25 protein-coding genes and 1 pseudogene are annotated in these 23,885 nt (G+C 30.3%); 17 read left to right on the top strand and 9 right to left on the bottom strand.

Annotated features, from left to right (window positions below):
• Positions 1 to 391 precede the first annotated feature (391 nt).
• Positions 392 to 595 (bottom strand): hypothetical protein, encoded by a 204-nt coding sequence (locus AC1DMU_RS27095; protein WP_098324147.1) that lies wholly within the window; start codon positions 593 to 595, stop codon positions 392 to 394.
• An 85-nt stretch (positions 596 to 680) separates the two neighbouring features.
• Positions 681 to 881, bottom strand: a complete 201-nt coding sequence (locus AC1DMU_RS27090; RefSeq protein WP_016084107.1) for a hypothetical protein — start codon at positions 879 to 881, stop codon at positions 681 to 683.
• A 363-nt stretch (positions 882 to 1,244) separates the two neighbouring features.
• Here AC1DMU_RS27090 and AC1DMU_RS27085 point away from each other — a divergent pair, with 363 nt between their 5' ends.
• The 4 genes from AC1DMU_RS27085 (at position 1,245) to AC1DMU_RS27070 (ending at position 5,016) form a co-directional block, all read left to right on the top strand.
• Positions 1,245 to 2,435 carry an efflux RND transporter periplasmic adaptor subunit gene (locus AC1DMU_RS27085; protein WP_088064991.1) on the top strand — a complete coding sequence of 397 codons (1,191 nt, stop codon included), beginning with the start codon at positions 1,245 to 1,247 and terminating at the stop codon, positions 2,433 to 2,435.
• Positions 2,432 to 3,112 (top strand): ABC transporter ATP-binding protein, encoded by a 681-nt coding sequence (locus tag AC1DMU_RS27080; RefSeq protein WP_215559090.1) that lies wholly within the window; start codon positions 2,432 to 2,434, stop codon positions 3,110 to 3,112. Before AC1DMU_RS27085 ends, AC1DMU_RS27080 begins: the two co-directional genes overlap by 4 nt.
• Positions 3,109 to 4,302, top strand: coding sequence for an ABC transporter permease (locus AC1DMU_RS27075; RefSeq protein ID WP_064474313.1), 1,194 nt, complete (start codon positions 3,109 to 3,111; stop codon positions 4,300 to 4,302). The genes AC1DMU_RS27080 and AC1DMU_RS27075 overlap by 4 nt, the downstream gene beginning before the upstream one ends.
• Positions 4,303 to 4,587: 285 nt before the next feature.
• A complete protein-coding gene (locus tag AC1DMU_RS27070; RefSeq protein ID WP_064474312.1) occupies positions 4,588 to 5,016 on the top strand; it encodes a hypothetical protein in 429 nt (142 codons plus the stop codon).
• A 131-nt stretch (positions 5,017 to 5,147) separates the two neighbouring features.
• On the opposite strand, the gene AC1DMU_RS27065 is transcribed toward AC1DMU_RS27070, so the two are convergent.
• Positions 5,148 to 5,399 carry a hypothetical protein gene (locus AC1DMU_RS27065; protein WP_215559091.1) on the bottom strand — a complete coding sequence of 84 codons (252 nt, stop codon included), beginning with the start codon at positions 5,397 to 5,399 and terminating at the stop codon, positions 5,148 to 5,150.
• Positions 5,400 to 5,844: 445 nt separating this feature from the next.
• Between AC1DMU_RS27065 and AC1DMU_RS27060 the strand changes: the two genes are divergently transcribed.
• The 10 genes from AC1DMU_RS27060 (at position 5,845) to AC1DMU_RS27015 (ending at position 18,618) form a co-directional block, all read left to right on the top strand.
• Complete coding sequence (locus AC1DMU_RS27060) at positions 5,845 to 6,057, top strand: hypothetical protein (RefSeq protein ID WP_088064989.1); 213 nt, start codon at positions 5,845 to 5,847, stop codon at positions 6,055 to 6,057.
• A 1,405-nt stretch (positions 6,058 to 7,462) separates the two neighbouring features.
• A complete protein-coding gene (locus tag AC1DMU_RS27055; RefSeq protein ID WP_000884148.1) occupies positions 7,463 to 7,678 on the top strand; it encodes a plantaricin C family lantibiotic in 216 nt (71 codons plus the stop codon).
• Between the two features lie 68 nt (positions 7,679 to 7,746).
• Entirely contained in the window at positions 7,747 to 9,897 is a 2,151-nt protein-coding gene (locus AC1DMU_RS27050; RefSeq protein ID WP_000723763.1) for a peptidase domain-containing ABC transporter, read from the top strand.
• Positions 9,881 to 12,910, top strand: coding sequence for a type 2 lanthipeptide synthetase LanM family protein (locus AC1DMU_RS27045; protein ID WP_215559092.1), 3,030 nt, complete (start codon positions 9,881 to 9,883; stop codon positions 12,908 to 12,910). Before AC1DMU_RS27050 ends, AC1DMU_RS27045 begins: the two co-directional genes overlap by 17 nt.
• Positions 12,911 to 12,940: 30 nt before the next feature.
• On the top strand, positions 12,941 to 13,129 hold the full coding sequence (locus tag AC1DMU_RS27040; RefSeq protein WP_000910756.1) for a class II lanthipeptide, LchA2/BrtA2 family: 189 nt from the start codon (positions 12,941 to 12,943) through the stop codon (positions 13,127 to 13,129).
• A gap of 77 nt (positions 13,130 to 13,206) precedes the next feature.
• Complete coding sequence (locus AC1DMU_RS27035; protein WP_000910756.1) at positions 13,207 to 13,395, top strand: class II lanthipeptide, LchA2/BrtA2 family; 189 nt, start codon at positions 13,207 to 13,209, stop codon at positions 13,393 to 13,395.
• Positions 13,396 to 13,460: 65 nt separating this feature from the next.
• Positions 13,461 to 16,244, top strand: coding sequence for a type 2 lanthipeptide synthetase LanM family protein (locus tag AC1DMU_RS27030; RefSeq protein ID WP_176546641.1), 2,784 nt, complete (start codon positions 13,461 to 13,463; stop codon positions 16,242 to 16,244).
• A 29-nt stretch (positions 16,245 to 16,273) separates the two neighbouring features.
• Complete coding sequence (locus AC1DMU_RS27025) at positions 16,274 to 17,137, top strand: ABC transporter ATP-binding protein (RefSeq protein WP_215559093.1); 864 nt, start codon at positions 16,274 to 16,276, stop codon at positions 17,135 to 17,137.
• A 1-nt stretch (position 17,138) separates the two neighbouring features.
• Positions 17,139 to 17,858, top strand: coding sequence for a hypothetical protein (locus AC1DMU_RS27020; RefSeq protein WP_097961232.1), 720 nt, complete (start codon positions 17,139 to 17,141; stop codon positions 17,856 to 17,858).
• Positions 17,859 to 17,904: 46 nt separating this feature from the next.
• Complete coding sequence (locus AC1DMU_RS27015; protein WP_097961231.1) at positions 17,905 to 18,618, top strand: flavodoxin family protein; 714 nt, start codon at positions 17,905 to 17,907, stop codon at positions 18,616 to 18,618.
• 43 nt (positions 18,619 to 18,661) lie between these two features.
• Here AC1DMU_RS27015 and AC1DMU_RS27010 read toward each other — a convergent pair whose 3' ends face one another.
• From AC1DMU_RS27010 to AC1DMU_RS27000, 3 genes are all read right to left on the bottom strand, one after another.
• The gene (locus tag AC1DMU_RS27010) at positions 18,662 to 18,790 is read right to left on the bottom strand and encodes a hypothetical protein (protein WP_257131401.1); all 129 of its coding nucleotides are present in this window, start codon (positions 18,788 to 18,790) and stop codon (positions 18,662 to 18,664) included.
• Between the two features lie 300 nt (positions 18,791 to 19,090).
• Positions 19,091 to 19,303 (bottom strand): hypothetical protein, encoded by a 213-nt coding sequence (locus AC1DMU_RS27005; RefSeq protein WP_252196063.1) that lies wholly within the window; start codon positions 19,301 to 19,303, stop codon positions 19,091 to 19,093.
• A 287-nt stretch (positions 19,304 to 19,590) separates the two neighbouring features.
• A complete protein-coding gene (locus AC1DMU_RS27000) occupies positions 19,591 to 20,343 on the bottom strand; it encodes a topoisomerase DNA-binding C4 zinc finger domain-containing protein (RefSeq protein WP_215559094.1) in 753 nt (250 codons plus the stop codon).
• Between the two features lie 181 nt (positions 20,344 to 20,524).
• On the opposite strand from AC1DMU_RS27000, the gene AC1DMU_RS26995 reads away from it, so the two are divergent.
• Positions 20,525 to 21,052, top strand: coding sequence for a helix-turn-helix domain-containing protein (locus tag AC1DMU_RS26995; RefSeq protein WP_252196064.1), 528 nt, complete (start codon positions 20,525 to 20,527; stop codon positions 21,050 to 21,052).
• A gap of 334 nt (positions 21,053 to 21,386) precedes the next feature.
• Here the strand turns inward: AC1DMU_RS26995 and AC1DMU_RS26990 are convergent, their stop codons facing one another.
• The 3 genes from AC1DMU_RS26990 to AC1DMU_RS26980 all read right to left on the bottom strand — a co-directional run bounded on the left by AC1DMU_RS26990 (position 21,387) and on the right by AC1DMU_RS26980 (position 22,835).
• On the bottom strand, positions 21,387 to 21,581 hold the full coding sequence (locus AC1DMU_RS26990; protein WP_215559095.1) for an aspartyl-phosphate phosphatase Spo0E family protein: 195 nt from the start codon (positions 21,579 to 21,581) through the stop codon (positions 21,387 to 21,389).
• Between the two features lie 235 nt (positions 21,582 to 21,816).
• Complete coding sequence (gene hfq / locus AC1DMU_RS26985) at positions 21,817 to 21,981, bottom strand: RNA chaperone Hfq (RefSeq protein WP_215559096.1); 165 nt, start codon at positions 21,979 to 21,981, stop codon at positions 21,817 to 21,819.
• Positions 21,978 to 22,835 (bottom strand): hypothetical protein, encoded by an 858-nt coding sequence (locus AC1DMU_RS26980; RefSeq protein ID WP_215559097.1) that lies wholly within the window; start codon positions 22,833 to 22,835, stop codon positions 21,978 to 21,980. The genes hfq and AC1DMU_RS26980 overlap by 4 nt, the downstream gene beginning before the upstream one ends.
• 301 nt (positions 22,836 to 23,136) lie before the next feature.
• On the opposite strand from AC1DMU_RS26980, the pseudogene AC1DMU_RS26975 reads away from it, so the two are divergent.
• Positions 23,137 to 23,543 (top strand): annotated as a pseudogene (locus AC1DMU_RS26975) (hypothetical protein).
• A gap of 10 nt (positions 23,544 to 23,553) precedes the next feature.
• Positions 23,554 to 23,877 carry a hypothetical protein gene (locus AC1DMU_RS26970; RefSeq protein WP_215559098.1) on the top strand — a complete coding sequence of 108 codons (324 nt, stop codon included), beginning with the start codon at positions 23,554 to 23,556 and terminating at the stop codon, positions 23,875 to 23,877.
• Positions 23,878 to 23,885: the final 8 nt, after the last annotated feature.

Genomic DNA, 23,885 nt, shown 5'->3' with positions numbered 1-23,885 from the left:
ATACCAAATAGGAAAGCGAAAAGTATACTATACGGGGTCTCACCAACAAAACGCGGATTTCGTACGCTAAGGAATTTTTCATATAAAAAACTTGCTTTTTCCGTACGTTAAGAAGGTCCCATAAACGATATTTGTTGTTTAGTATGATACTTTGTTTTTGGTAATGAGTTTTGGAACTAAATTTTAAACATACTTAAGTCAGTTTTGATAGAAGTAAATAAAGTTCCTTAAACGACCGTTTTAGGGACCATTTGGTACTGGTGAGTCTACCTCAGTCGTAATAACCATAGGGTTTCTAAAACAAACTAGTGGATCAAACCCATTTGTTGGTTCATCTAAACGTACGAAATCCGCGAAATGTGGTGCTAACCCTTAATGATTTTCTTCTTAGTTAAAAATTTATTTGCGTCATAAACAAATAACCGAAAATTATTACAGCCAGTCCCATAGCAGCACCTAATAATATTTGCCCATCAGTAACAGTCCAAAATTCTTTTAAATCTACTTTTGCCTTTTTCCTATTTTCGCCTGTTGAAAATAGATAACGAATAGAATATATAACTAGTAAAAAAAATGACGTGATTATATCTATCATGACTTATGTACCTCCTAATATATATGTACCTTTAATTATCCAGTAATTTTCTTGCACCTTGTATCAGCCTGAGTAACTGGAATGCTTAGTTCAATAAAAGCCAAATGACAAAAATTACTCCTGTAACTGCTGCAGATCCAAAAAAACCTACCAACATTTTCCCCTCAGGACCATTAATAAGCTCTTTTAAAACTTCTTTTGCTATTCGCTGACCTTTACCACTTAAAGATATCGAAAGAATAAAGAATATTACCACTAATACAAATGAAAAAATTATTAGCTCCATGACTTATGTACCTCCCTAATATATGTGCGCTATTAATTAACCAATAATTGCCTTATATATTATATCAGCTAGGGTACATGGAAGTATAACAAGTTATTTTCATAATTTGTTTTATTAATCGACATGTTAAAAAAAGACACCGAATAATTCCTTAGCGTACGAAATTCGCGTTATGTTGGCGGGACCCCTATACATAAAATTAATTAAATTTAAATGAAATATATATTATTACTTTATTGAAATTATAATTTACTTAAAGTAATTTTTTTAAATTTTTGGAAAAAATGTGTATTTAATGTTGTTTATTTATATATAATACTTTATTATTTAGATATAAAAATTAAAAAATGAAGGGGCAAGAAAATGTTACAAAATACGGTTCGTACTCCAAAAAAGAAAAAGAAATGGATAATAATTGGGGTTATAGCGTTAATTATTATTGTTGCTGCTATTAATATTTTTGTTATGCAAGGGGAAAAAAGGGCTACAGTAAAGACGGATTCTGTTAGTTTTGAAAAGGTAACAGAACGTAAGTTTAATAATACAAAGTTAATTTCTGGTCAGGTGAAGCCTGGTAATATTGAAAGTTTCTACGCGGATCCGACTAAAGGAAAAGTGAAAGATATTGCGGTGAAAGAAGGACAAGAGGTAGAAAAGGGAACGAAATTATTCTCTTATGATAATGAGGAAATTAATTTACAGGTGAAGCAAGCTGAGCTTGATCAGAAGATGGCGGATATGCGTTATGACCAAGGGAAAAAAAAGATTGATTCATTGAAGAAAGAGATTAAGAAGGCAAAAGATAGTGGGGCTGGTAAAGAAGTAACAGACTCAATGGAAGAGCAAGTAAGCGAGTTAGAAATAGGGCAAAAAACAATTAATCTTGAGAAAGAAAAAGTGAAGTTGCAAAAAGAAGAGTTAAATAAAAAGCAGAATGAGCTTATGATTTATAGTAATTTTGCTGGTGTTATTCAAAAGTTAGATAAAGATGCAGCACAAAGTTCATCTCAAGCATTAGGTGGTCAAGGAAAGGCGTTTTTACAAGTTGCTTCTAAAGATCCGTTTCAAGTGCAAGGGACGTTAACTGAGCTTCAGAAGTCACAAATTCAAAAGGATCAAACATTCACTGTAACTGCGAAAGCAAATAATAAGCAGAAGTGGACAGGTAAGATTACAGAGGTAAGTGAGTTCCCAACGAGTGCAGAAATGGCTCAAGCTGGTGGTATGGGTGAAGCGACTCAAAGTATGTCTCAATATACATATAAAGCAAGCCTTGATAGTCAAGCTGGTTTATCACCAGGTTACCACGTTTCTCTGCAAGTAAGTTTAGAGAATAAGACGATGATTGCTGTTCCAACTAAGAGCATTGTTGAAAAAGGCGAAGATGCATTTGTTTATATCGAAGAAAAAGGAAAGCTCCGTAAACAAAATGTGAAAAAAGGTGCTACTGATGGAGATTGGACAGAGATTGTAGAAGGCGCAAAAGTGGGACAAAAGGTGGTTAAAAACCCTTCCAATGACGTATATGACGGAATGGAAGTGAAAGAAAAATGATTACGTTAAATAATGTCACTAAGACGTATTATCAAGGGAAATTGGCAGTTCCAATTTTACATGGCATTAGTTTAACGATTCAAAGTGGTGAGTTTGTTTCTATTATGGGACCGTCTGGTTCGGGGAAATCAACGTTGATGAATATGATTGGTTGTTTAGATCGTCCAACAGAAGGCGAATATATGTTGAATGATGTGAATGTTTTAACAGCAGAAGAATCAAAACTAGCTTTAATTCGTAATGAATATATTGGTTTTGTGTTTCAACATTTTAATTTATTACCTCGTCTTTCAGCAGTGGAAAACGTCGAACTTCCGCTGATCTACGGTGGTGTGAAAAAAGCAGAACGTCGTCGAAGAGCTCTTGAAGCACTTAGTAAAGTTGGTTTAGCAGACAGGGTTAACCATTTGCCAAGTGAGTTATCAGGTGGACAGAAGCAGCGTGTTGCTATCGCAAGGGCGATTGCTAATAATCCGGCGTTTATTATGGCGGATGAGCCAACTGGTGCGCTTGATACGAGATCTGGTGCACAAGTTATGGATATTTTCACGAAGTTAAATGCAGAAGGTACGACGATTGTTATGGTTACGCATGAAGAAGAGGTAGCAGCTTATTCATCTCGCCGGATTGTATTACGAGATGGGAAAATTACAGAAGATAGAAGGTGTGCAGTATGAGTTTACTAGATAGTATAAAAATTGCTCTATCTTCTATATTAGCTCATAAATTACGTTCAGCTCTTACAATGCTTGGTATTATTATTGGTGTTGGTTCTATTATTACTGTTGTTGCAATTGGACAAGGTGGAGAAATGTCTTTGAAATCTGAGTTTTCAGGTTCGGGGAATAATACAGTTCCTATTCAATTTAAAGAAGATATGAATGAGCCTTTGTCGATGGGGGAAAGACCGACAATAACAGATGAAGATCTTTTTGAAATCAAAAAAATCCCCGAAATTAAACATGTTATAGCTACTAATTCAAGTATGGAACCTCTTAACTTGAATGAAAAAAAGGATATGGCAAGTGTTATAGGGCTTGATAGTGAATATTTTGCAGTAAATCAAATAAAAGTAAAAAAAGGTAGAGCTTTAAATACATTTGATGTTGAACAAGGTAGTAATGTTGTCATGATTAGCACAGATGTAAAAGATATTTTTTATCCAAAAGAAAATCCTGTTGGTAAGATTATTGAAATTAAAGGTCAGCCTTTACAAGTTATTGGTATTTATAAATCTGATAATGGTTTTATGGGTATGAGCATGCCAGAAGTATTAATTCCAATTTCTATTTGGCCAACAATATATGGAAAAAGTGAAATTCAAAATATTGTTGTTCAAGCAGAGACGCCTGATCAGCTTGAAGGAGCAGGGAAAAAAGCAGTTGACGTGTTAAATAATCGTAAATCAAATGATATTTCTGGAAAATATGAAATTATGGATCTTAAAAAATTACAAGAAGGTCTTTCACAATTAACAAAAATCATGACTATGGTTATTAGTGGGGTAGCGGGTATTTCATTAGTTGTTGGTGGTATTGGTGTAATGAATATTATGCTTGTATCAGTTACAGAGCGTACACGTGAAATTGGTGTTAGAAAAGCACTTGGAGCAACACGTAGTAAAATTTTATTGCAATTTTTAATTGAAGCCGTTATGTTAACACTTCTTGGTGGATTGATAGGAATTGCTCTTGGGTATAGTGGAGCTTATATTGTTTCGAAAATCGCGGGATGGCCTCCTCTTGTTTCATGGGAAGTTGTTGTTGGAGGAGTATTATTTTCTATGACTCTTGGTATTGTTTTTGGATTAATTCCAGCAAATAAAGCAGCGAAATTAGATCCTATTGAATCATTACGTTATGAATAGATATGCATAATTATACATCTATTTTTGTGAATAAATTGGTATATTAATTTATTGAACTACTCGCCACTTAGCAAGGCTTGAAGTGGGAGCTTCTCAGTTCCAAGACGAAAGTAACCTTTCGTCTCCCTGAGCGTTACTTCGGGTGGTTTCATCCCCAGAACTAAATTTGATGATGAATTGTAACAAAAAATCTTATTTTTTCGTAACACAATATATAATAATATACAGATTTATAATTTGTTATTATGTTTACGGATTTATTTACATTAGGAGGAATGAACAACTATGTTTAAAAGATTAGCAGTATTACTTATTGGCGCTCTATTATTATTTGGTTTAGCTGCTTGTGACAGCGTTAAATCAATGACAAGTAATGTTACAGTTGGTAAGGTAATTGAAGAATTTAAAGCTGCAGGATTAGAAGCCGAAAATCCTAGTGACCTACCAGAAAAAGAATTTGGAAATACTAGAAAAGATGCAAAGCGCATTCTTGTTCCGGCATTAGGTGAAGATAGCGGCGGTAGAATATTTGAGTTTAAAAACAAAGAAGATCTTGAAAAAGCTAAGAAATACTATGACGATTTAGGTAATGGTAATCAAATGCTATTCTCTCATACTTACGCAAAAGGTAATTTCCTTATACAAATGAATGGTGATATGGAAGATGCCCAATTTAACAAATATAAAGAAGTTATGGACAAAGTAATTAAGTAAGTTAAAGAATTCGCTTTCATTTTCCTAAAACCAGGTTAGAATTATCTTTGGATGGGAGTCCAATACATATTATTAAAATTTAAGTGGTTATTAAGTCGGAGAAAGGCACCCTAAGGTGCCTTTTCTCTTTGTTAACGTTTGTAAACACCAGTCCAAGTACCATATCCATCTTGATTAGGATAAGCTTCTTTTAAATAATATGTTTTGTTACATTTAACCATTGTCGCAGGCATTGAACCTTTTGTTTTGAAATTCATTTGCCATGCTGTTGGTGGAGTTTTGCTGCAATCAACCTGGCTTGCATCGGTGTAGGCAAAAGCGCTTTCTGTTCCACCTAATACAATACCTACTGCTAAAGCTCCAACTACTAATTTCTTGAACATAAAAATTCCCCCTCAAATATTTTTTATAACTTGCACAACAATCCTAATGTGTTTTACAAATAATGTTAGTTAATTAAACTTTATAAAAAATATTATAATATTCAGAAATGAGAATATAAAACATTAAATAACTTTATTTAAACCTAGTTCTAAAATCAGAACGTGATTATGCTTATTAACAAAGATATTATTTCGTCTGTTCAATCTTTTACAGAAAAACGGATGAAAATCTAATAGGCATGAGAAGAAAACAGTCTTTGATATATTGGGTGTCGTGTACAATTATTTCGTTATTCACCAGCTTTAAATGAAGAGATACTTATTGCCATTTGTTTTCTTTCTTTTCTCCCATCCCCTTGAAAGCTGTCACTTCGGTGATAGCTTTTATTTTGTAGGATGTTCTTCTTTTCTGTCGAATAGATAGAGTGGGAGAGGTGAAGATAATATGAATGTATATTTTAAAAATGATTTTGGTGATAAAGTATTTGCTACAGTTAATAAAGATATTGCAGGATTAATTGCAGCACTGCAAGTTTCGAGTGTAGTGAAATTGAATAATGTAAATCACAAAGTAACTGATTATCAATTTGAATACATTCAATACGCGAGTCATGAAGAACCTGAGTTAACAGTATTAGTTGAACGAATATACGATTAAGCATCCATAACGGGTGCTTTTTTTCTTTGTTATATAGAAATTATACATTAAAAGTGAATTTGGATAGGAGGATAACATATGGAGGAAGAGTCCTGCTGAAATAAATTAGAAATTTAAGAAGGCGCATTTCGAATAAAAACTGAACAAAAATAGAGATAGTTAACAAATTACAGTTGCGTGTAACTATATAGACGTTTTTGTTATATAAATTACTACAATACATAATCATATGTCTTTCTATAAGAATCCTACATTCTTCTTTATTTACCTATACTTAAATTTTTCTCAATTTATTATGATATAGATATCGTTTAAAAGTATATTGTGCAAAATAATTAATTGGAATTTTTGTATGAATCTATCGATTCAATATTAACTACTCACCACCTAAAATTATATCTATATTCACAATTTAATTGATAAATAAAACGTGGAATATTTAAATTATTGATTATAATCACCTTGAAACTACGCTTTTAAAGGGTGTTTTTGTGTCTAATAAATACAATTATTCGCTCAAAAAATTCGTATATTTTTATATCAAAATTCACTAAAATATAGGTGTTATAAATTCACAAAACAAAAAGGAAGCCATAAAGGTTTCCTTTTTGTATATGCTTCAAAAGGAAGACTTTAATAAATCTAATAATGAATTCCTGTGACTCATCCTCATATCTGACACATTAATTCATAGCTACATCTAGGGATCTATATACCCCTTTCAAATAAATGTAATATTTGCACCAGAACCTTATCTATTAAATATATACTTCCAAACGGCCTTAATCACTCCTACATTTGGCATATTATCCCTCCTTTGTATAAAATAAGTGTATCATTGTTGAATTAATAAGAACAGTGTATTATTTAAATAGTATAAAAAATAAAAATACTTTATGTTTTTTGCTACATATATGATTTAGTCATATCATGTTTATATTTTAAATCTGTATCTCTTTGCTCCAAGTGCCCTTCAGTAAATTCATAAACCACGAAATTATTAATATACAATTTCAGGAAAATAACACTAAAACAAACTAAAAAGTCATATATATTAACCACTTCTCATTTAAAGTATTTTTCACAATCCAATAAATTCAAAAAAATCGAAATATATAAATATAACTAACCTAGTTTAACAGAAAAATCATTTTTTTAAAACCCTTTTTTTTCCATGGTTAATAATGTTAAGATTTAAATGTAGATAAACGTTAGTTAATATGAATATTCGAAGAGCGCAATTTATTTTATATTACTATAAAAAATGCTTTAAACATGTTTTTAATTTGCGATCAGTATTTGTTAAATAATAGTTTAGTATGAACCTGCATTTAACACTCTTACATATAGCTATACGGATATCTACACAAATAAATATCATAAAAATAAGAAATGAGGGATTATTGTGCTTGATATTATTAAAAACAGAAAAAAAGTTAAAGAAAACTTAGAATTACCTGATACTTTATTAGAAGAAGTTGAAGAACACTCAGCTATGGGTGGTATAAACACATGGAATACTACAGCTACTTCAACTTCTATCATTATCAGTGAAACATTTGGTAATAAAGGAAAGGTTTGTACTTACACAGTTGAATGTGTAAATAATTGTAGAGGTTAATTAAAAAATGAGAGTAATAATTTTTATTACTCTCATTATCTACTAAGAAAGGTTTCTATTAAAATAAAATGAAAAAAATTCCAGTTGTTTTACAACTCCAACAAACTGAATGTGGATTATGCTGTAGTAACATGATATTAAATTATTATGGCAGTCGAGAAACTATTTTCAACTTAAGAAATGAATTTGAGGTTGGAAGAGATGGGTTAAGCCTTAGTCAATTAAAACACTTGTTTTTGAAGAAAGGTTTTATCTCAAAAATTTACAAAGCTGATATTAGGGGACTTAAAAAACTTCAACTCCCTGCAATAATCTTTTGGGAAAACAAACATTTTGTCGTTTTAGAAGAGATTTCGGACAAAAAGATTAAAATTATTGATCCCGCTGAAGGTAAACGAAAACTTACCACCGATGAGTTTTTAAATAGTTTTTCACATTTGGTTCTAGAGGTAGTCCCAAGTAATGACTTTAAGCCACAATTTGCTGAAGAAGTAAAGCCTTGGGAGGGAATAAAACAATTAGTCATAAACAAACTATCTTTAACTATATTCATTATTTTAACAACAATAACCGTTTTACTACTCAATTTAATTATTCCATACCTCACGCAAAAAATTATAGATGGTGCTTTACTCGGGTCAGTATTTAATGATTTTTCTAGGATTATTTTAAGTCTCATACTTATATCTATATTGCACCTAACCCTATCAATTACAAGAGGATCTCTTATTATTAAACTGAACATCTTTTTAAGTGAAAAACTTATGGGGAACACATTCCGTCATTTATTACGATTACCATTTAAATTTTTCGATTTAAGGTCTCCAGGTGATTTATTGTATAGACTGAATAGTCTTATTGGAGTAAGGGATTTAATTTCTAGTAGTTTAATACCAGGAATCGTTGATTTAGGTATGATGTTTGTTATTCTAATTTATTTGTCTTCAAAATCATACACAATTACACTTATCAGTTTAGGATTATTATTTTTTAACTTTTTAATTTTAAGTTTAAGTAGAGCCAAAGTTGCTGCAGCAGTAGACAATGAACTCGTTGAGCAAAGTAAAAGTCAGGCTATCCTGACTGAAATTCTATTTTCTAGTTTATTTATTAAAATTGCAGGGTTAGAAAATAAATTTTTTTCTAAGTGGGAACTTAGCTATAAGAAAAGTTTAGAGAAATTTAAATACCGTTCTCAGTTGCAAAATATAATAAACTCTTTATCTGGTAACTTTCAACTTATAGCTCCTGTCATAATCTTAGTAACAGGTATAATTTTATACCAAAATAATGCATTGACACTAGGTGAAATTGTGGCTATTCAAACTATTACAACAATGCTATTTAATCAATCTAGTTCGGTATTTTCTGCCTATACACAGCTTATTTTGACTTCATCTTATTTAAGAAGAGTGAGTGACATTACCGGAACCAAAATAGAGTCTTCTAATAATCTCATTAAAAATTTCGAAGTTAATGGAAATATAGAGTTAGAAGATGTTTATTTCTCATATACAAATATGAGCAATGATATTATCAAAAATATTAACTTATCTATTAATAGTGGTGAAAAAATTGCCATTGTTGGGAAATCCGGTTCTGGAAAAAGTACATTAGCAAAAATCATAGTTGGACTATATAAACATACCAAAGGAAATATCTACATAGATGGTCTGAATATCAATTCCATTGATCAAAGCATATTACATAAACAAATAGGTATTGTTCCACAAGATATTATGTTATTCAATAAAAGCATCTTTGAAAATATAACAATGGGAAATGAAAAATTCACATTAGAGGATGTGCAAGAGGCAGCAAAACTTGCAATGATTGATAAAGAAATCGAAAACATGCCTATGCAGTATAACACGGTAATAAGCGATATGGGCTTGAACTTATCAGGTGGTCAACGTCAGCGTATTTCTTTAGCTAGAGCTCTCATTAATAAACCACGAATATTAATTTTAGATGAGGCAACAAGCTCATTGGATCAAGAGAATGAGTTTAATATTATGGAGTATTTTAAAAAGATTAAGTGTACAGTAATTATTATAGCTCATCGACTTTCAACTATTATAGACGCCGACAAAATATATGTTATTGATGGTGGGAATATCATAGAGACTGGGACTCATCATGAATTAATGAATCAAGGTGGCTTCTATTATCACTTATATAATAAAAAAGGAGTAAGTGATTATGCCTATAATCAATAAACAAAGCGAATTGAACAATTGTATGCAGTTGTATCCTGAATTACAAAGTAAAGAAGAACTAGAAGATTTAATTTATAGGGTTTCATCTACTACTATAGATGAACTCTATAAGCAAAGTAAAAATGATAGTGAAAATAAATTTAAATTTAAATCTCATAAACTAAATACTGAAGATGTAATTGATATAGGTATTTCATCAGATTTACCTTTTGGTTCATTTTGTAAATCTATCGTTATCGATCCTTTAAATCTTTTTTTCAAAAATTTAAAGAAAATTAAGATTATAAATGATTATACCTATTTCACAACAAATGTTGCCGATCAGCTAATCTCAAGAATATGGGAACTGTCATATAAAACTTTAATTGATGAATTAAAAACATTAAAAAATGAACAATTATTAATTGGAAAAACAGAAGAAGCGCGGTTCGCATACTTTCATGATGTTTTATTAAAAAATGATGAATATATAGAATATTTATTGGAGGATAATCAACAATTATCAAGCACCTTACGTATCATCATAAACAGAAGTTTAAAAAATATTTTAGCCATTTTACATAGAACACAAGCTGAATGGAATAACCTATTAAATCAATTTCATATAAATAATGATGCAAAACTTACTCTTATTGATGTAGGAATGGGAGATACTCATCAAGATGGAAAAACAGTTTGTACACTTCATTTTTCAGATGGTTCACGAATTATGTATAAGCCAAGAAATTTAGAGGTGGATCAAGCATTCCAAGATTTTTTGAAGTTTCTAAATACAAAGAGAATAACTGAATTTAATACTGTTAACTTTTTTTCTAGTAGTTCAGATGGGTGGATGGAATTCATTTCACAAAAAGAATGTACTGAAGAAAAGCAAATTAATGAATTTTACAAAAAGACTGGGCAGTACCTAGCCATACTATATATTTTAAATGCAAATGATATCCATTATGAAAATATTATTGCACACGGGGAAAATCCAATATTAATCGATTTAGAGTCTTTATTTGTTCCAAAACCTAATCATTATTTTGAGGAATTTGACAGCAGTTTTCAAAAGGCTCAAGAATTTTTACACACATCTGTAAATAGTATTGCACTTCTGCCAACAGAAATAACCAGATCCATTGATGGTACTGATTTATATGCAGATTTAGGCGGTGTGAGTTTTAATAAGAAACAAATATCTCCCTATAAATCAGTGATATTAAACAACAAAAATTTAGAAAGCATGGATTTCTCTTTAAAAAATTTAGAATTAGAACCAAAACATAATAATCCTGTTTTAAATGGTACAACATTAGAAGCTTATGATTATATTCAAGACATTCAAGATGGATTCAAAAGCATGTATGAATGGGCTATTGAAAATAAAGAAGAATTAGTAAGTAAAATTCAACAATTATTTACTGGTAAAAGAATTCGATTCATCAATAAGAGCACTATGTTTTATTCAAAATTATTAGACATGTCAACATACCCTATCTTTAGTAAAAATTCTTTTTATAAGAAATTACTATTCCACAGAGTTGGTTTAGATGGATTTAAATCGGGACACCCTTTCTTAAAACACGAATATAATGATTTATTAAATATGGATGTTCCATATTTTTCTGCAATAACTAACACAAAAAACATCTATAATTCTAATGGTGATGATATTGGGGACATATTAAATGATACTCCTTTAGAACGTTGTTTAACAAAGATAAACAATTTATCCTTAACAGATCTTTCCAAACAACTAAAATTAATTGAAACGTCATTTTTAAATAAACGTAAAGGGCACGAAGATTGTACTAAAATCTCATTTGTACAAGAAAAATCTAATCACCCAAAATATACGATAAATTATCATTCCTATCTGAAAAGTGCTAAGAATATCGGCGATCATTTAATTAATGAAATGATTACCGCGGATGAAAATGGATATTGGATTGCTCCCTCTCTGGAAGGAGAACAAGAAAACATCTGGTCTCCAGGTCTCGTAAGTTTAGATTTATATAGTGGAAACGCTGGAATTTCAATATTTCTAGCTCAATTATATTCATGTACAGGTGAAATGAAATACAAGGATGCCGCTTATAAGGCAATTGAACCCATAAGAAAATTTATAACAGAATTAGAAGAAAATAGCCAACTACCTTTCCCTTTAGGAGTATTCTCTGGAACCTCCGGTTATCTTTATGCTCTTTATAAGACCGGTATTTTACTAGGAAATACTGAACTTGAAATTTTATTTTTTGATAATATTGATAAATTAAAAAGTTTTGTCATAAAGGATAAAACTTTTGATGTTATAGGTGGCGTAACAGGTACAATTCACATGTTATTAAATATTGCAGCTAATTGTCATGTTACTAAGAATAAAAATCACTTAATTCACCTTTCTATCGAACTAGAAAAACATTTACATCAACATCCCGTATTTAAAGATCAAGGGAAAATTTACGCTGGTTTCTCTCATGGTATAGCAGGAATTATGTCATGCTATGCATTATTATACAAGAATACAAAAAAACCAATATACAAAAATATCGCTGTAGAATTAAGAGATAAATTAAATAATTTCTATTCTCCAGTTCAACAAAACTGGTATAACAGCAATCAAAATAATGATATTAGTAATGGTTGGTGTCATGGAGCTCCTGGTATACTACTCTCTTTCTTAATTTGTATGGAGTGCGGAATAGAAATAGATGACACTTATGTCAGAATTGCTATAAATAGTACAAAAGATAAAGCCTTAGGTAATAACATCACTTATTGTCATGGTGATTTGGGTACTTTATCTATACTTGAGAGATGCGCCAATCAATTAAATGATTCTGTTCTCTCTTCACAGGTCGAATTAACATTTGAATGTTTACACCAACAATATCTAAAAGAAATAGTTAGTAAAAATACAATTAGGCATTCATATTCATTTAGCTTAATGATTGGTATTACCGGTGCTGGTCTAGCTTTAATTAATAAAGTGAATAAAATAAAAACTAATATTCTATGGATTAATTAATCCTCTCGTACTTGAAAGGAGGTGAAACATATGTTAAAAGAACAAAAATTAGAAAAAATCACAGGGCTTATCCCTGAATCAGAACTTGAAGAACATCTTTCAGGAGAAAGTAGCGGTGCAGGAACTCCAGCAATTGTTACTGCTATCAGTGCCGTCACTGCTGTAACTGCTCAATCTCCATGTCCAACATCTGCATGTTCAAAATCATGCAATAAATAGCTTAGATACATAAAAATTGTACCGATAATTTATGTATTAACCTATTCTATTTTAACTTTGAAAGGAAATGATGAATAATGCTAAAAGAACAAAAATTAGAAAAAATCACAGGGCTTATTCCTGAATCAGAACTTGAAGAACATCTTTCAGGAGAAAGTAGCGGTGCAGGAACTCCAGCAATTGTTACTGCTATCAGTGCCGTCACTGCTGTAACTGCTCAATCTCCATGTCCAACATCTGCATGTTCAAAATCATGCAATAAGTAATAAGTAATAAAATAGATTGTTTCGATTCAAAAATCGAAACAATCTATTTATTAGGAGGAAAAACTGTGTACAAAAGAACCGTGGAAAAACACATAAAAGAATACGAGACTACTTTTGGAGATTTTTATAGACCAATATTATTGAATCTCGAAGATACAATTGAAGACTTACTCAATACATACAGTGAACAAATAAATGAAAAAGAAATAATTCTAAATGATATCATAAAATCTTTATTATATGAATTGAATAGAATTTCATTCAGAACTTTATTATATGAATTCCATTTAACTAAGGAGAGCACTGAAACAAATACCCAAGACCACCACTTCAAAAATTATATACAATTATTAAAGGATTCTAATTATATTACAATGATATTAGATAAATACGAACATTTAAACAAATTAATAAACAAAAAAATCAACTTCAAAATACAATTAATTAAAAATATTTTTGAAAGCTTTTCAAATGACAAATCTAAATTACAACAACATATAGACAATCAAATTCACACTATACATGGTATTGAGTTTAGCCATGGAGATTCGCATAATCAAGGTAAATCAGTAACCATTCTTCAAACTAATAGTGGAAAATTAGTATATAAACCTCATAATTTATATACTGACCAATGGTTTTATGATATTTTAAACGTTTTGAAAGAGGATATTAATATTGATATACCAGAAATCCCGCTATTTACTGTAGATGATTATGGATGGCAAGGTTTCATATCTCACAAACCATGTACTAACAAAGAAGAAATTTCAAATTATTATTATAGAATGGGAATATACTTATCCGTTTTTTATCTTCTTAAAACTGATGATATCCATTATGAAAATATTATGGCCTCTGGAGAATATCCTTTTATACTTGATTTGGAAACTATAGTCGCTAATAAAAAAATTCACTCCGATGAAGAAAAAGAATCTTTAATGTATACTTTCTTAGAATCTATAACTGACTCCGTCTTAGGAACAATGATTCTACCAGTAAACTATAAATTTTCACCATTTGACGTAGATATTTCTGCATTATCTACTAAAGAAGCCGAATCAAACATTTGGTTATCTTATGTTATAGAAGATGCAGGGACAGATAATATTCGACTAATAAAGCAGCCATCTCCACTAAATAAAAAAAATAATAAAGTCATGTTACATAATAAAGTAGCTAATCCTTTTGATTTTCTCAACAGTATTGAGAATGGATTTTCACATGGATATGATAGTATTTTAAAAAACAAACATAAAATTACAGAAATATGCCACTCAAATTTAGTAAATAAAATTCATGTAAGACATATCCCACGGGCTACAAGTGTATATGCAAAGTTTTTAGATGCTTCTACGCATCCTACTTACCTTCGCAAAACAGAAACAGTAAATATGCTATTTAACAAATTCAAAAGAGGTACTTCCTTTACAGAAATAAAACAAGCTGAATCAGAAATATTAGCTTTATTTAACCATGATATTCCTTATTTTACTCAGCCGCTAATAAGTAAAAATCTTCACTGCAATGAAGTGAGTGTGATAAAAGATTATTTTCAAGACAGACCTATCGATTTAGTTCTTAACAGATTGAAAAATATGGATAAAAAAGATAAAGAAAAGCAAGTATACTACATAAAAATGTCAATGGTCACTGATGGAGGTGGTAGTCTTGCAAATATTCACGGAAATCAAGTTCTAGGTTTTCAAAATACAGAAATTGATAGTATTTTAAAAGAAGTTGGAAATGAATTAATTGATACAGCCATTATCTATAAAGATACTTGTACATGGATGATACATGAAGTAACAGATAACGAAAAAGTTTATATAGGTCCTCTTAATTATTCCCTATATGATGGTGCAGGATTACTTATTTTCTTACTGGAATTAGCTTCTTATAGTGATAATAAGAAATATTTACAATATGCTGAAATGGGCCTTAAAGGATTGGTTACTGATGTAGATCTAAGTAAAATAGATTCTTACTCAATCTTTCATGGACTTGGATCCTACCTTTATTTATATGCGAGATTTTATAATACTACACAAAAATCTGAGTACTACAATAAATTACTAGATGGTGTAAAAAATTTAAATATAACATACAAAAAAGATCTAAACATAGATTTTATTGGTGGGTTATCTGGAATGATAGTATTTCTAACAAATTGTTACAGAGCATATGGGGATGAAATTTTCTATAAAAAAGCACATGAGTTCGCTGAATTAATGATTTCCATTTATAAAGAGAAAACAGAATTCTTAAATGGCCTTGCTCACGGGCGTGCTGGCATTTCATTATCCTTGGCATCATTATATGAAATAAATAATGATGCCAAAATTAGTACTGAAGTTTATAAAGTCCTTAAACAAGAAAATCTTCATTTTAATTCTACTGATAATAACTGGACAGACTTAAGAGAATTTATTAATACTGAATCAGTATACTGGTGTCATGGAGCCCCAGGCATTTCATTAGCTAGAATGAAAACAATACAATACCTAGGCATAAATGATTTATTAAACAAAGATTTAACATGTGGCATTCGTAAGACCCTTCAAGATGGATTTTCTGATTATCATGATAGTAGCTTATGTCATGGAGTATTTGGTAACTTAGATATTTTAATAGAAATCAACAAATATAAAAAATGCGAAACTTTAAGACATTTTATTGATTCCACATTTTCTAATTATATCGATAACCTTACTAAGTTTGGATATCAATCTGGGATAAAAAACTCTTTACCTATTAACAACTTTATGCTCGGGAAATTTGGAATCGCTTATACTTTACTCAGATATAAGAATAACAAAATCCCATGTATATTATCTTTAGACATTTAAGTAATTATTATATGAAGGGAAGATATCTTGTGAGCATTGAAATTACTAATCTATCAAAAAGCTTTAATAAAAGAGAAAGAGTCTTAGACTCTATAAACATGAACATTAAAAATGGTGAAATAGTTGGGTTAGTTGGCCCTAACGGGGCAGGGAAAACTACATTAATGAAAATCATCTCAGGGCTCATTGTACAATATAGTGGTGAAATTAAGTTTTCTCAAGAAGAATATACTCAATTAGGTAGCTTAATTGAAAAACCAAAATATTTTCCTAATAAAAATGGTTACTATAATTTGAAATACTTTAGTGAGCTATATAGTGATAAAGATAATAATATTGAAGAAATTATACATTCTCTTCAAATGGAGAATTATTTATCTAAAAAGGTAAAGGATTATTCCTTAGGAATGAAGCAAAGACTGGGAATTGCTTTAGCATTGTTAAACAATCCAAATTATTTAATATTAGATGAACCAACTAATGGAATGGATCCTAATGGTATTAAAAGTATCTTAAAATATATAAAAGGGGTAACAAAGAAAAAAAATATAGGAGTTCTCTTATCTAGTCATATTTTAGATGATGTAGCGGATATTAGCGATCGGGTTTATCTAATTAACAAGGGGCAGATTATAGATGAATATTCTAGCTCAATTACTCCTGAAAAGACTATTAAATTTACTTTTAATCAAGAAACAATTATCGAGGCAACTAAGATTTTATCCTATTTCGGATTAGTAGAAAAGACATTAAATACAGTTTCATTGACTACCGATAAAGATTTAAACATATTGTTAGAAAAGTTAGGAGAAAAAAGCATTTATCCTCAAGGTATAAATGTAAAAAAAGATACTTTAGAAGACTTTTACTTTAAAAATATAGGAGCTGAGTAATATGAACTTTTCAAGCTATATTAGGCTGGAACTACTTAGGAATATAAGTACTGTATACCTTTATCTAGCTATTATTGCATCTTTTATTTTCGGGGGGGGAATAGTCTATTCTATTTATTCCTTAGATGGTCCATTTCATGCCCATAATGTTTCTGGTCTCTACTCAACCATCGCTGTTCTTGCATTAGCTATATTTTGTGTAAAAATCGTTTCTATAGATTTATATTATGGAACTATACAATTAATTTTTACGAATAAACAGAATAGACATCTGTTCCTTTATACAAGGTTAATCATTATAACTGTTATATCAATTCTATTTGGCATCGGATGTATATCCTTGCTCTGGATAAATGATATATTAAATCATCAAGGATTCAATTTACAAATCGTTTGCAACACATTATTCCATTATTTTTTATTCGGGATTTTTTACACACTTTTATTTTTATTAATTTCTATTTTCTATAAAAAGCCTATGAATCTTCTTATAATTGCATTCTTTACAATTGTACTTATACCAAGTATCCTAGGAGCGATTTTAAATATTCCTGGCCTGTCTTCTATATTAAAAGAGGCAATTATGGCGTTGCCCATATATAGCTTGCCTACAAAGATAGCTAGCTTATCGTTAAGCATAACCGATATATTTGTAATTATCGGATTGAGTATTTGTTTGTTTGTCTGGATATTCTATACTCTTCCTAAAACTGATTATTAAAATTTATCCTTTTCAATCAAATCGCAACTATAAATGAGGGAATTTCATGAAAAAAGTAGTAGCTTACGTTGCTTCAAGGAATAACAGCAGCCGTCCTGTTAGAATTACAGAAAACTTATTAACTGAACTAAAAAGGAGTTTGAATCATCGAATTAATACAACACTCATTACACCTCTCACACATAATGTGCTCCCTCCAACGGGATGTAAAAGTTGTTTCAATCAAGGGATTTGTCCCTCTGATTCTTTAACATATGACGATACTACTTTAATAAAAAATGAGTTATTAGAAGCAGATCTTATTTTTCTAGTTAGTCCTGTTTATTCACATAATGTTTCTGGAGACATGAAAAATCTAATTGACAGAATCTCTTATTGGGCTCATATTTTTAAATTATCTGGCAAACCAATTATACTTTTGGCTTCTGCAGAAAGTAACGGGGCAAAATACGTTATTAATTATATGAACAGAGTATTTACTGCTATGGGAGCTACAATAATTGGGCAAGAAACGTTTTTAAATACAGTGGAAGATTCATACAAAGGGAAGGTTGATATTATTATAAATCTGTCAAAAAAAATCCTTTTAAAAAATGTTTTCTTATCCCCTACCGAGCAACAAGAAAATTTGTTTCAATACCTTAAACAAACTATTTCCACTTACAATAATGAACATTTCGAATATAAATATTGGTTACAAAATGGATTATTTAAAAAGAATAGTTTAGAGGAATACTTTATAGAACAACAAAAAAATTAATAATAAAATAGCCCTTTTAGGGCTATTTTATTATTAATTTTTTTTATTTTTTTGAGTATTTTCCGACCACAAATCCTGCTGCCCCCCCAATTATAGCAGCTAAGACACTGGAATATAATAATCCAAACACTACAGCAAGTCCTAACGCAAATGCAAACGACTCTGAATTCATTAAAATCACCTTCCGTATTTTAATTTATTTGAATAAAATATTAAAATAGAACCAAATTATTTAACAAAGTTAAAAACCTCTTATTTATTAGTCTAATTCTGAATTACAAATTTTTCAAGGTTGCTTTCAAAATATTAATCTACTAAAAAATTGAGTTTTGCTATCAGGAGTGTAGATAATTATTTTTCCCTCTAGTCTAAAAAATGATTTGAATTTAGTATATATAGTTCAGTATTATTTTACTGATCAAAGAAAGTAAGCATAATCCTCCTAAAATGGACAGATTTATACTTCTCTTTTTTAAAATTTCTCATCACCCGAATAATCCACTAAGTTGTCAAAATTCCAATTAAACTTTGCTTCTTTATTATCGACATTAATTATTCCTTCAAGCATTACTCCACAAGTTGGGCATCCAAAAGAAAAATGATTATTTGATACATAACCAACCTGAAACTTTAATAAATATGATGTCTCACACACTTTACACATTTTTTGTTTAACATCGTTCATTATCTACACTCCTTTTGAATCCTAACTAGTTTACCATAAATTACATTATATGGGATGTCTAATTTATTGTATGCTCTCACATATCAAACCTCGCTAAATTTATAAAAGAATTTTCTATCCACACTGTATCAAAAGGTACACCTTTTGATATGGTTATCGCTCTATGTTTAAAGGTGTATGGAGCATTTGATAGGTCTATAGATGAGGAATTACAAAACTATTAATAAAAACTGGATAATATTATACTAAATACAAAAAAACATACTTTTAGTATGTCTTTTTGTATTTTAATCAGCATTTTCGGTATGCCTACAAGAGGGATAACCTGTGCAACCTATGAACTGCCCTTTAGAAAGGCTATTTGTTTTAATAATTAAAACTTTAGAACACTTGGGGCAAGTCATTCGTTTATCTTTAAGTTGGACTTTCGCCTCTGTAGTATCAAAGAATAACAAATGTTGTTTAATATTTTTAGAAGGTTCGGGTTGCCATACGGAAGTGATGTTAAATTTTTTACAGTAATCATATATTTCTTTACCGAACCATCTACGGGTTTTCTGGAGGTTCAATTTACTAACATTACGTACTTTATTTCTTCGCCAGTGATCGAAGTATACTCTATCACCTTTTCCTTTTTCGTCGTATTTTGTATCATTTGTTTTTGCGGTTCTTGCGTTTTTGAGTAATAAATCAGTAGGGGCTTCTTTGAAAATATTTAAAGATAAGTTTAAAAGATGTTTTTGTAATTCTTCAAAAAATGGGTATGTTGTGGAATCACCTTTTTTATCAATTGTACAAACGTAATCTTTTACTTGTTGAAAAATATCTTTAGGAATATAAATGTTTACGTTATCATTTTCGTTACTTTCAAGAACCCAGCTAGCATTTGTATTCTTACAAGTAATTAAGATACTTCTTGGAATAGGTAAATAGATACCTGTGAAAAGACCACTATTATATTCGAAATTGAAAAGAGCACTTTGGGAAGTATCATTTTTACAAAATTCATTTAAATGTTGAAATACTTTAGTAAATATCATAAGGGTAAATCTCCTCTCATTCTCAAAGGGTTATATAATGATAATGAAATTTTTTCTGTTACTAAAAATAGTTAAGGTAACCCTAAAGGTTACCTTTGTATCGTATCATATTTATTGAAGGGTTCCAACAAAAAAGTAACCATAGGGTTACTTTTATAAAAATTCCTATTATAATAGGTGTATGAAAAATTTAAAATTATCAAGAAAACTATTAGGATTCACCCAAAAATCCCTTGGGGAAGCACTTGGTGTTTCTAATCAAATGGTAAAAAATTGGGAATTGGGTGTAAAAAATCCAAGACTTGAGAATTTGATTTCTATTGCAGACATACTTACGAAAGAAGCCCGAGAAATTATTGAAAAGGAGTGGTTGGAAGTACCCAGGGAGAAGATTAGTATTGATTATTTACTCGGCAGAAGTATGGATGAAGGAACTTCAGTATTACTAACTCGTATTTGGGGGCTCTCGACTTATTACAGTTACAGGAATTTGGGAACTGCAATTTATTATTTACCGGACTCTCCTTCAAATAATAATGAGGAAGTATTAAACCAAGTATTAAAAATAGGTTTGATAGATTCTCCTGATGAACTTGTTCAGTACAGCAGAACGCCACACTTTTACTATGACCCATATTCAATTGGTGATTATAGCTATGGCGGATCAACCCTTGTAGAAATCACAGATTTATTTTGGGAAAATGAATAAAGAATAACAGTTATTCCGATAATTGGAGTAGCTGTTTTTCTTTATTTGATGTAATTAAGTAATTCATAATCTTTGGCATCTTGTGTGACAAAATTAGTATTGCTATTTTAAATTTAAATTGGGAATATACTCTTATACATAATACGAGGTTAATTAAGAAAATTGCTTTTTAAACTAGATGGTCACTTAATACAATAAACAGCAACAGAAGTTGTTGAGTTAGAAAATTCAATCTTATGTTTTTTCTCAATATGTCTTTTCATATTTTTGAATTACAATATAATTAATTCTTTTTATTTCTATATCTGTCTCTTATCTTCCTGTTAGGAATCCTTTATTGAATTAAGGATTCTTTTTTTATCCTCATTTTTTGATCTAATCGATATTTTCCCATTGCTTCATAGATTAAAAGGTCTAATTTTTGACTAAAATCAATTACTTTTTTATGGCTAAATCCATATTTTTTTACAAGATAGCTCAATTCTTTTTTTTGATCTTCAATCATGTCATGTAGTAATTTCATATCCACCTTTTTCTTTAAACTCCTTTATACATAAAATCTCGAAAAAATTGTATCCAAAAAATTGCAAACAAAAAACAAGGCTGAAACCAGCCTTGCCCTAAAGGAAAAAAACTAACTCTTATATCTAAGAGTACATTATGTATGGGAATTTTTGAAGTGGATATACCTTAAAAAGGATAAAAAGGTTATAATTGTAATATTTTGAAAGTTCGTTATTCTATAAAGAAACAGTCGAAATCGCTTATTTATAAAGGAACATTTGCTTTCCATTGCTTAAAACCAGTACCGAAAATTTATCAACAGCGATAATTTTCCCAGGTACTCTGACACCGTTTATTAGAAAAATCGTTACTTCTTTTTTCTCTTCTATTAACTTCGCATAAAATTTTTCTTGTGTATGCATCATTTAGATGGTTGCAACTCCTCTCCTTTTTCGGAACGGTTCATAGCTTCTAAGAATACATATTCTTTTACTGTTAGCTCAACCGTTGGGCAATATTCAACCTTTGATAATTCGTGAAATAGAGAAAGGTTTTTGTGTAGTTTTTGAATCATTTCATCTAAAGTGATTTCTCCTACACCATACTCAATTACTGAATTTAAAAATACGTCTACATCTATTAAACTTGGTTCAATTAGGGAAACAATCTCTTGTACCTTTGGTAAAATAATTGTTTCATAACGTTGTTTGAATAGTTCTAAATCCTCTGGTGCGGGTTCATTCTCACAAAGCTTTTTGAAAGATAGTACACGAATGTCATTTTGTAATGAATCAATACGCTCTTCATAAAAGGCTTTGTCGAACCCTTCTTTGTCAGCAACATCGTAATGAAGTTCTGTTTGTGATCTAGGCTTTTTCTTATAAGCATCCATGAGGATTTTCTCTTTTGCATTAAACATCATGATAAAAACAGTACGTTCTAGATTCATGATTTGGTTTGCTACGCTTAATGTTTCATCTAATACTTTTGCGCGTTCTTCTTCACTTAACTTTTTTATAGAGGATGGAACAAGTTTTTTGACATTCTCAAACGACTCGGAATTCATAATGTGTTGAAGAGAAAATTGAGCGACTTCTGGTAAACAAGGATCAGTTGTTTTATCCAGGAGTAACAAATCTTTAATCGTTCGCACTGTATTTTTGATCTCTTTTTGAGCTTGTCGAACTTTTTCTATGCTTCTTTCCATGTATTCTGGTTGTTTAAGACGGTTGAAAATGTATTCTCTTCTTTCTTCAAAATGTTGCTGTAAAAGTGACATAGTTGTTTCCTCCTCTATTTTCTGAATTGATTTGAAATTCCTTTTATATTGTATCATTAAATTTTATGAAGTGGGACGGTAGCAAGGTTTATTTGCAAGACAAGGTTTGAAATTGCATATCAGACAATCAGTGATACATATTCTTTACCAAAGCAATTACCAAAGTAGATATCAACCTTATAACCAAAGAAACTATTATGGTATCACTATCAAAAGAACTCCTCGATTAGCACATGTTTTTAGGGGATTTTGAGTTTTGTTTATAGTAGGCGGAACGGAATAAGAAAAAGGAGGGAGAACAATGAATAATTCTTATGAGATTATTGATAATCAAATATTATTTGAGGGATGATCCGGCAAGAGGCTGGAACAACATACTTGGTCCGCAATTTCAAAGTGTGAAAGAAATTACAGAATGATGTGGTCGTTCAACAAACGAAAGTATTTGTGAGTAGGATGCGTTTAATCAAAATGCAATAAGTACAACGGATATAACAGATTTCTTATATAGATGGATTAGTTGGTATGTGACAGAACCATTAGACAGTACAAGAAATACGAAAGTTACCAGATGAACTTACGAGTTTTATAACAAATGTACTTGTTGAGACATTTGAATGCATTAAGAATACCTCTCATATGGTGTTAGATTGTATATGCTTTGTATTGGACTGGACCCCCAATTTGTTAACGATATTCTTTTTTTAGGAGGGAAAACATGCTGAATCGAAAAGAAACAATTTCTTTTCAAGCCTTTATGGACCAATCTTATAAGAAGAAAAAGCCAACAAAAATATATAGTATTGGCCCTATTAGTCCGTTCGCATTTTTTCATATGTCTTCACCGCTTTTTCATACGTATGTAGCTCTGGGAATAGTAGGCGGCCTTACAATTGGAGCTGTTTTGTTGGAAAAGTACTTAGTACGAAATGATTATATTTTTGCATCCAATCTCCTTTCTAATGGTCTGTATTACGGTGTAAGAATTGGAGGAATTGGGTTCATTGGTTATGCATTTATTCGTATTTTACTCATGTTATAGGGAGGGTT

The sequence above is a fragment of the Bacillus sp. 01N45 genome (assembly GCF_056399205.1).
Note: the sequence above shows the minus strand (reverse complement) of the source record. Positions and strands in the feature narration are given on the sequence as shown.

Excerpts from the sequence above, each read along its gene's own strand:
- AC1DMU_RS27075 (WP_064474313.1), top strand. The coding sequence starts at position 3,109 with ATGAGTTTACTAGATAGTATAAAAATTGCTCTATCTTCTATATTAGCT.
- AC1DMU_RS27070 (WP_064474312.1), top strand. The coding sequence starts at position 4,588 with ATGTTTAAAAGATTAGCAGTATTACTTATTGGCGCTCTATTATTATTT.
- AC1DMU_RS27095 (WP_098324147.1), bottom strand. The coding sequence starts at position 595 with ATGATAGATATAATCACGTCATTTTTTTTACTAGTTATATATTCTATT.
- AC1DMU_RS27040 (WP_000910756.1), top strand. The coding sequence starts at position 12,941 with ATGTTAAAAGAACAAAAATTAGAAAAAATCACAGGGCTTATCCCTGAA.
- AC1DMU_RS27005 (WP_252196063.1), bottom strand. The coding sequence starts at position 19,303 with ATGAACGATGTTAAACAAAAAATGTGTAAAGTGTGTGAGACATCATAT.
- AC1DMU_RS27015 (WP_097961231.1), top strand. The coding sequence starts at position 17,905 with ATGAAAAAAGTAGTAGCTTACGTTGCTTCAAGGAATAACAGCAGCCGT.
- AC1DMU_RS27000 (WP_215559094.1), bottom strand. The coding sequence starts at position 20,343 with ATGATATTTACTAAAGTATTTCAACATTTAAATGAATTTTGTAAAAAT.
- AC1DMU_RS27080 (WP_215559090.1), top strand. The coding sequence starts at position 2,432 with ATGATTACGTTAAATAATGTCACTAAGACGTATTATCAAGGGAAATTG.
- AC1DMU_RS27020 (WP_097961232.1), top strand. The coding sequence starts at position 17,139 with ATGAACTTTTCAAGCTATATTAGGCTGGAACTACTTAGGAATATAAGT.
- AC1DMU_RS27045 (WP_215559092.1), top strand. The coding sequence starts at position 9,881 with ATGCCTATAATCAATAAACAAAGCGAATTGAACAATTGTATGCAGTTG.
- hfq (WP_215559096.1), bottom strand. The coding sequence starts at position 21,981 with ATGATGCATACACAAGAAAAATTTTATGCGAAGTTAATAGAAGAGAAA.
- AC1DMU_RS27050 (WP_000723763.1), top strand. The coding sequence starts at position 7,747 with ATGAAAAAAATTCCAGTTGTTTTACAACTCCAACAAACTGAATGTGGA.
- AC1DMU_RS27085 (WP_088064991.1), top strand. The coding sequence starts at position 1,245 with ATGTTACAAAATACGGTTCGTACTCCAAAAAAGAAAAAGAAATGGATA.
- AC1DMU_RS26980 (WP_215559097.1), bottom strand. The coding sequence starts at position 22,835 with ATGTCACTTTTACAGCAACATTTTGAAGAAAGAAGAGAATACATTTTC.
- AC1DMU_RS27090 (WP_016084107.1), bottom strand. The coding sequence starts at position 881 with ATGGAGCTAATAATTTTTTCATTTGTATTAGTGGTAATATTCTTTATT.
- AC1DMU_RS27010 (WP_257131401.1), bottom strand. The coding sequence starts at position 18,790 with ATGAATTCAGAGTCGTTTGCATTTGCGTTAGGACTTGCTGTAGTGTTT.
- AC1DMU_RS27065 (WP_215559091.1), bottom strand. The coding sequence starts at position 5,399 with ATGTTCAAGAAATTAGTAGTTGGAGCTTTAGCAGTAGGTATTGTATTA.
- AC1DMU_RS27060 (WP_088064989.1), top strand. The coding sequence starts at position 5,845 with ATGAATGTATATTTTAAAAATGATTTTGGTGATAAAGTATTTGCTACA.
- AC1DMU_RS26970 (WP_215559098.1), top strand. The coding sequence starts at position 23,554 with ATGCTGAATCGAAAAGAAACAATTTCTTTTCAAGCCTTTATGGACCAA.
- AC1DMU_RS26995 (WP_252196064.1), top strand. The coding sequence starts at position 20,525 with ATGAAAAATTTAAAATTATCAAGAAAACTATTAGGATTCACCCAAAAA.
- AC1DMU_RS27035 (WP_000910756.1), top strand. The coding sequence starts at position 13,207 with ATGCTAAAAGAACAAAAATTAGAAAAAATCACAGGGCTTATTCCTGAA.